This is a genomic window from Rhizobium sp. PEPV16, from assembly GCF_008919455.1.
GTDB classification, from domain to species: Bacteria; Pseudomonadota; Alphaproteobacteria; order Rhizobiales; family Rhizobiaceae; genus Rhizobium; species Rhizobium leguminosarum_Q.
Genome location: NZ_VSZV01000249.1, coordinates 11,915 through 18,090, shown reverse-complemented (window position 1 = coordinate 18,090; position 6,176 = coordinate 11,915). Strand labels below are relative to the sequence as shown.

Annotated in this window: 6 protein-coding genes; 4 read left to right on the top strand and 2 right to left on the bottom strand. The window is 63.7% G+C overall.

Annotation, left to right across the window (positions count from 1 at the left end; translation table 11 throughout):
• The 3 genes from FY112_RS09500 to FY112_RS09490 all read left to right on the top strand — a co-directional run.
• A partial coding sequence (locus FY112_RS09500) for a phospholipase D-like domain-containing protein (protein WP_151518263.1) occupies window positions 1–1,481 on the top strand: 1,481 nt, incomplete at its 5' end.
• Window positions 1,482–1,689: 208 nt separating this feature from the next.
• On the top strand, window positions 1,690–2,067 hold the full coding sequence (locus FY112_RS09495; RefSeq protein WP_151518262.1) for a response regulator: 378 nt from the start codon (window positions 1,690–1,692) through the stop codon (window positions 2,065–2,067).
• Window positions 2,068–2,144: 77 nt separating this feature from the next.
• Window positions 2,145–2,396, top strand: coding sequence for a hypothetical protein (locus tag FY112_RS09490; RefSeq protein WP_131619696.1), 252 nt, complete (start codon window positions 2,145–2,147; stop codon window positions 2,394–2,396).
• Between the two features lie 97 nt (window positions 2,397–2,493).
• Here FY112_RS09490 and FY112_RS09485 read toward each other — a convergent pair whose 3' ends face one another.
• A complete protein-coding gene (locus FY112_RS09485) occupies window positions 2,494–3,696 on the bottom strand; it encodes an NAD-dependent formate dehydrogenase (RefSeq protein ID WP_094085680.1) in 1,203 nt (400 codons plus the stop codon).
• Between the two features lie 386 nt (window positions 3,697–4,082).
• Complete coding sequence (locus FY112_RS09480) at window positions 4,083–5,000, bottom strand: LysR family transcriptional regulator (protein ID WP_151518261.1); 918 nt, start codon at window positions 4,998–5,000, stop codon at window positions 4,083–4,085.
• 100 nt (window positions 5,001–5,100) lie between these two features.
• Here FY112_RS09480 and FY112_RS09475 point away from each other — a divergent pair, with 100 nt between their 5' ends.
• Entirely contained in the window at window positions 5,101–5,982 is an 882-nt protein-coding gene (locus FY112_RS09475) for an NmrA/HSCARG family protein (RefSeq protein ID WP_151518260.1), read from the top strand.
• The last annotated feature ends 194 nt before the right edge of the window (window positions 5,983–6,176 follow it).

The window sequence follows — 6,176 nt, the reverse complement described above, 5'->3', positions numbered from 1 at the left end:
ATGCCGATCTGCCCGGCAAGTTTCTCTATCGAGTCACGCCGAAGTTCATGGATGCGGCGGGCGCGCTGACATCGGGTGAGGCGCAGGAGGCGGAGCTGGCGCTGATGCGCGAGACCATTCCCGGCAAGCTCAACGTCGCCTTCACCCGCGGCTTCGTCTCATCGCAGGCCTTCGTGCGCAATTTTGCCCCCGACGCGCCGACGATCATCACGCTGGTGCCGCCGGTTGGCGATGAGGGGCTGGACTTCGTGCCGACGCACGCCGATGCCGAGCGGGCGCTCGCCTGGATGGGCTTCGAGGCGCGGGCCGAAACGCTTGCGCTGCTCGATAAAGCGCGCGACGCCGGCGCCGAGGTGCGCGTCATCGCCTATGATCTCAACCTGCCCGAGGTGGTCACCCGGCTGGAGGCGCTGGGGCCGAAGCTGAAGATCATCATCGACGACAGCGACCGCACCAAGGGCCACGGCCGCCCGAATTCGCCGGAGACGAGGGCGGCGGAACGGCTGATCGCCTCGGCGGGGGCTGCCAATGTCAAGCGCCAGCACATGGCGAACCTGCAGCATCAGAAGTCGATCGCGGTCCGCGGCGGCGGCATTTCGACCGTGCTTTACGGCTCGACCAATCTCAGCTGGCGCGGGCTCTATGTACAGTCGAACAACAGCCTTGCCGTCCACAGCGAAAAGGCGATCGACGATTATTTCACCGCCTTCGAGAGCTATTTCACCGCCAAACGCGCCGAAGACTTCCGCGACTCGCCAAGTTCCGCCGGCTGGATCGATCTCGGCCTTGACGGCGTCGACGCCAAGGTCGCTTTCTCCCCACACAGCGATGCCAATGGCCGGCTCGACGAGATCGGCGCCGATATCGATACGGCAGAGTCCAGCGTGCTCTTTTCGCTCGCCTTCCTCGGCCAGATGACCAGGGGGGCGATCGGCCCGGCGCTCGGCCGCGCGCTCGAACGCCCCGAGGTGCATGTCATGGGCATCGCCGATGCCGAGGTGCGAGCCGGCAATCTCGGCCTCAACGTGCTGACGCCGGACAATCGCCGCAGGGTGGTGCGGGCGGCGGCCCTGACGGGTAACGTGCCGCCGCCGTTTCTGACCGAGCCCTCGGGCCTTGCCGGCGTCGATGGCAACCAGCGCGGCACGCGCATGCACCATAAATTCGTCGTGCTCGATTTCGACAAGCCGACGGCGCGCGTCTATCTCGGCTCCTACAATTTCTCGAACCCCGCCGATGACGAGAACGGCGAAAACCTCGTCGTCGTGCGCGACCGGACGGTTGCGACCAGCTACATGATCGAGGCGCTGAGGATGTACGACCACTACATCTTCCGTGTCGCCTCCGGAGCGAGCGACGGCCCGGCCCGTCCGCTGGAGCTCAAACGCCCGCCTCAACCCGGCGGCACGCCCTGGTTCGAACGCGACTGGACCGACCCCATCCGCGCCCGCGACCGGGAGTTGTTTGCCCGGGCGGAGTAATGTCGCTGGTCACGACGGGTGCGGCATAGGCCGGGGAGCGACCTCGCCATCAGCTGGTTCCTCCACAAGGACCGGTAGCGGGACGATAACGCAGCGCTGCCCGTCCATCGCCAACACACTCTTCTCAAAGTGGAAACATTCCGGGGACGGTTGCGTTGTAGCCCTGCCGGCAGTGCGCCTGACAGGCCGTCTATGAGGAGGCTTATCCATGAAGGTGATGATCGTTGAAGATGAGAATTTTATCGCTTTGGAGCTCGAACGCATTGCGCAAGAGGCCGGACACCAGACCATCGGGCCGGTTTCGACGGTGGAGCAGGCACTCGCCCACGCTCAAAGAAGCGATGTCGCGCTCGTCGATCTCAGTCTCTCCGATGGGCTGAGCGGCGCCCAGCTCGCGCGTCGGCTGATCGACCGCCATGGGGTTGACGTCATCTTCGTGACCGGCAGTCCCGAGAATGTCGGTCACGGTATCGAAGGCGCGCTCGATGTCATCTCCAAGCCCTTTACCGATGAGAGGATCGCCAGCGCCCTCTCGCGGGCGGAGGAGCGACGTAAATACTTCGACAGCAGCAAGGCTGCGTTGTGAACAGCATCAAGGCTGCGTGTTATAAGAAGGAAATCGACGTCGCTCAGGCCGCTACGCCTGCTCGAGGAGAAGTCCGAATGAAATACGCGCTCCTTGCCGTTCTCTTCGCTCTCTCGGCCTGCGCCAGCGCAGGGGATCCGCAGCCTCTTCCCGGCAGCCTCACCTATGGAGGAAAGGTTCTCCGTTCGCCCTATCGTCCGGGAACGGTGGTCAAGAATACCTTTCTCGGCGATTTCGGTTACCGTGTGTTCGAGACCTATGTCGTGCAGCCGGATGGGACGCTCAAGCTCACGTCCCAGAGCACGGGACCGGACTTCCTCTGGCAGTGAAAGAGGCACCGCCTCCTGTCGCGCCGGCGCCACGATCATCTCTGCGGCGGGACGTGGTCAGGCGCATGCGGGGCCGCATGCGCCTTGCCTGTTCAGATCACGTGCGCTTGAACTTTGCGGCCTCTTCGGAACCGCCCGTCGCATTGCCGGCGCTGTAGGAATGCGCGCCGGTGCCGGCGAGTTTGCCGCCGTCGACGATCAGGTATTCGTCGCGGATCGGCCGCTGCTCGAAGAAGCATTCGAGGATCTCGCGCGTGCCGGCGGCATAGCGGGTCTGGGCCGAGAGCGATGTGCCCGAGATATGCGGCGTCATGCCGTGATGTGGCATGGTGCGCCACGGGTGGTCGGCAGGGGCCGGCTGCGGGAACCAGACGTCGCCGGCATAACCGGCAAGCTGGCCGCTTTCGAGCGCACGCGCAATCGAGTCGCGGTCGCAGAGCTTGCCGCGGGCGGTGTTGACGAGATAGGCGCCGCGCTTGAAGTGCTTCAGGGTCTCGTCGTTGATCATATGCTCCGTTTCGGGGTGGAGCGGGCAATTCAACGTCACGACATCGCAGACCTCGTACATTTCCTCAGGCGTCGCATGCCAGGTGAGGCCCAGTTCCTTCTCCACCGTATCAGGCAGGCGATGGCGGTCGGTGTAGTGAAGGTGCACGTCGAAAGGCTTCAGGCGCTTCAGGACGGCAAGACCGATGCGGCCGGCGGCGACCGTGCCGACATGCATGCCTTCGACGTCATAGGATCGCGTGACGCAATCGGCGATGTTCCAGCCGCCTTTCACCACCCACTGGTAGGAGGGGATGTAGTTGCGGACGAGGCCGAGGATCATCATGACGACGTGCTCGGACACGCTGATCGAATTGCAATAGGTAACCTCGGCGACAGTGATGCCGCGGTCGATCGCCGCCTGCAGGTCGACGTGGTCAGAACCGATGCCGGCGGTCAGCGCCAGCTTGAGCTTCGGCGCCTTGGCGATGCGTTCGGCGGTGAGATAGGCCGGCCAGAAAGGCTGCGAGATCACCACGTCGGCGTCGACGAGTTCGCGCTCGAAGGCCGAATTCGGGCCGTCCTTGTCCGAGGTGACCACCAGAGTGTGGCCGTTCGCCTCGAGATATTTGCGAAGGCCGAGTTCGCCCGACACGCTTCCGAGCAGAGTGCCGGGCTGGAAGTCGACGGCCTTCGGCGTCGGCAAGGTCTGACCACCAGGATATTGATCAATCCTCGGCAGGTTGTCACGGGCGTAGGATTTGGGATAGCCGTCGATCGGGTCGTCGTAGAGTACGCACAATACTTTGGCCATGGTCGGTTCCTCTGTTCGAGCAGCCGGAAACACGCCGGAATGCGCTCTTCTCGCATCGCCATTCCATTGTTGCGTTCTGGCAGCGGGTCTCGTCGAATGGGCTCGCGAGCGCGCCGCTGGTGTTTCCTCGAGGCTGCATCCCGTTTTGCCGGGATATCGTTCAACGACCGGATGATTTCATGCCAGGGGGCAGGGCGCAAATGAAAGCTTTGGAACGATTGGTAGGCGTCATCTATCAAGCCGCTTTCAGGCGAGAGCGAAAATCGGCGTCGAAATCGGAATCACGCAGAGCGCTGACCAACGCCTTCGTCATCGGCGATTGCGGTGACCGATCCGACATGACGAGGCCTATCGCCTGTGTGCTGCCGCAATGCCGGCGGCTACCTTTATACGATCACGAAGTCGTCGCTCCCGCCGATCCCCAAGGCGCTCAGCCGTCTGGCGGCCAGCTCGATGAATGCCTTGACCAAAGGCGGCAGGTGCCGGCTGCTGGGATAGACGACATGCAGGCCACCGGCCGGCGTCGTGTAGCCGTCGAGAACCCGGCGCAACCGCCCGTCCTTGATGCAGGCATCGGCGACGCCGTGCGGCAATTGCGCAATGCCGTAGCCGGCGATCGCGGCGGCCATCACCGCCTGCATCTCGTTAGCGGCGAAGCGCCCCGAAACCGCGATCGTTTCCTGACCGTGCGGACCTTCCAGCAGCCATTGCGCCTGGGCGGATTGGCCGGCGATGACGCAGTCATGGCGGGCGAGATCTTCAGGCACATCAGGTGTGCTGCAACGGGCGAGATAATCCGGGCTTGCGCAGAGAAGGCGGTGCGTCGAGCCGAGCTTGCGGGCGATCAGCGTGGAATCCTCGAGGATGCCGGTGCGGAAGGCGAGATCTATACCGCTTTCGACGAGGTTCAGCCTGTCGTCGGTCAGGCGCAGCTCGACGCTCGTCTTCGGGTAAGTCGAAAGAAATTCGAAGATCGCATCCTGGAGGAAGTGGCCGCCGAAGCCGACCGGCGCCGATATGCGGATCGTGCCGGCAGGCTCAGCACGCGCTTCCGCAAGCCGCAGGTTGGCACCTTCGATGGTGCGCAGCGCCTGGCTGCTTTCTTCGTAGTAGAGACGCCCTGAAGCCGTCAGGTTGAGGCTGCGGGTCGTGCGCTGCAGCAGCCGCACGCCGAGTTCGCGCTCAAGCGCGGCGATACGGCGGCTGACCGTCGTCTTCGGCATTCCGAGCAAGCGCGCGGCGGCGGTGAAGCTGCCCGCTTCGGTGACGCGGGCGAAGATCATGATATCGTTGAGATCGATCATTGTAGCCTATGAGGGTACGATGTTTCCCAACTATAGGCCATTATGGTTCAATACGACAGGCCTTACCTTTGCTGCATCAGTCACAACAAGGAGCAGACAGATGAGCAATACACGAAGCGTTCTGGTCACCGGCGCCACAGGCCAGCAAGGCGGCGCGGTCGTCCGGGCATTGATCGCGCGGGGACATCGGGTCAAGGCGATCTCACGCAAGCCTGATAGTGACGGCGCCAAGCGGCTGGCCGCGGCAGGGGTCGAAGTCGTCGCCGGCGATCTTAATGACGGCGCTTCCGTGGCGAAGGCCGCAAGCGGCGTCGACACGATGTTTCTGATGGGCAACAGCTATGAGGCCGGAGTGGAAGCGGAGACCCGCCAGGGCATCATCGCCGCCGATGCGGCGAAGGCCGCCGGCATCGGCCACCTGATCTATTCCTCCGTCGGCGACGCCGACAAGAAGACCGGCATTCCGCATTTCGACAGCAAGTATCTGGTCGAGAAGCACGTGGCTGGCCTCGGCATCCCCTATACGATCAGCGCACCCGTCGCCTTCATGGAGAACACCGTGGCGCCCTGGGCGATCGACGGGCTGTGCCAGGGCGTCTATGCCGCAGCTCTGCCGCCCGCTCGCGTGCTGCAGCAGATCACCATCGATGACATCGGCGCTTTCATCGCGGCACTGGCCGAGCGGCGCGAACAGGTGTTCGGCAAGCGTTTCGACATCGCGGGCGACGAGTTGTCGGGCGAGCAGCAGGCGAAGATCCTCACCGAGGCGCTCGGCCGTCCGATCGTTTACCGGGAGCTGCCGATCGCGGCGATACGGCAGCAGAGCGAGGATACGGCGCTGATGTTCGAATGGTTCGACCGTACCGGCTACGACGCCGATATCGCCGCCCTGCGCCGCGATTTTCCCGATGTCGGCTGGCACAGCTATGCCGACTGGGCGAAGGGGTTCAACTGGAGTGTTCTTAGCAAGCCGGCTGGGTGAGCTAGCCGCCGTGTTGGCGATGTCGCCGCTTGTTGATATTTGGTGAGGGCCGATCGACCGGCGTTTGCCTCACGGCAACTTCGTACGAGGGGCGTTAGAGGGCAAGTCGGAGGCGAGGCGTCTACTTCTCATCCTTCATTCCAGTGACGGGCACAGGAATGAGGGAGGTTGGGGTTGACGCTCTTGCCAAGCCC

Coding starts and splice junctions, on each gene's coding strand:
- FY112_RS09480 (WP_151518261.1), bottom strand. CDS start 5,000: ATGATCGATCTCAACGATATCATGATCTTCGCCCGCGTCACCGAAGCG.
- FY112_RS09490 (WP_131619696.1), top strand. CDS start 2,145: ATGAAATACGCGCTCCTTGCCGTTCTCTTCGCTCTCTCGGCCTGCGCC.
- FY112_RS09475 (WP_151518260.1), top strand. CDS start 5,101: ATGAGCAATACACGAAGCGTTCTGGTCACCGGCGCCACAGGCCAGCAA.
- FY112_RS09495 (WP_151518262.1), top strand. CDS start 1,690: ATGAAGGTGATGATCGTTGAAGATGAGAATTTTATCGCTTTGGAGCTC.
- FY112_RS09485 (WP_094085680.1), bottom strand. CDS start 3,696: ATGGCCAAAGTATTGTGCGTACTCTACGACGACCCGATCGACGGCTAT.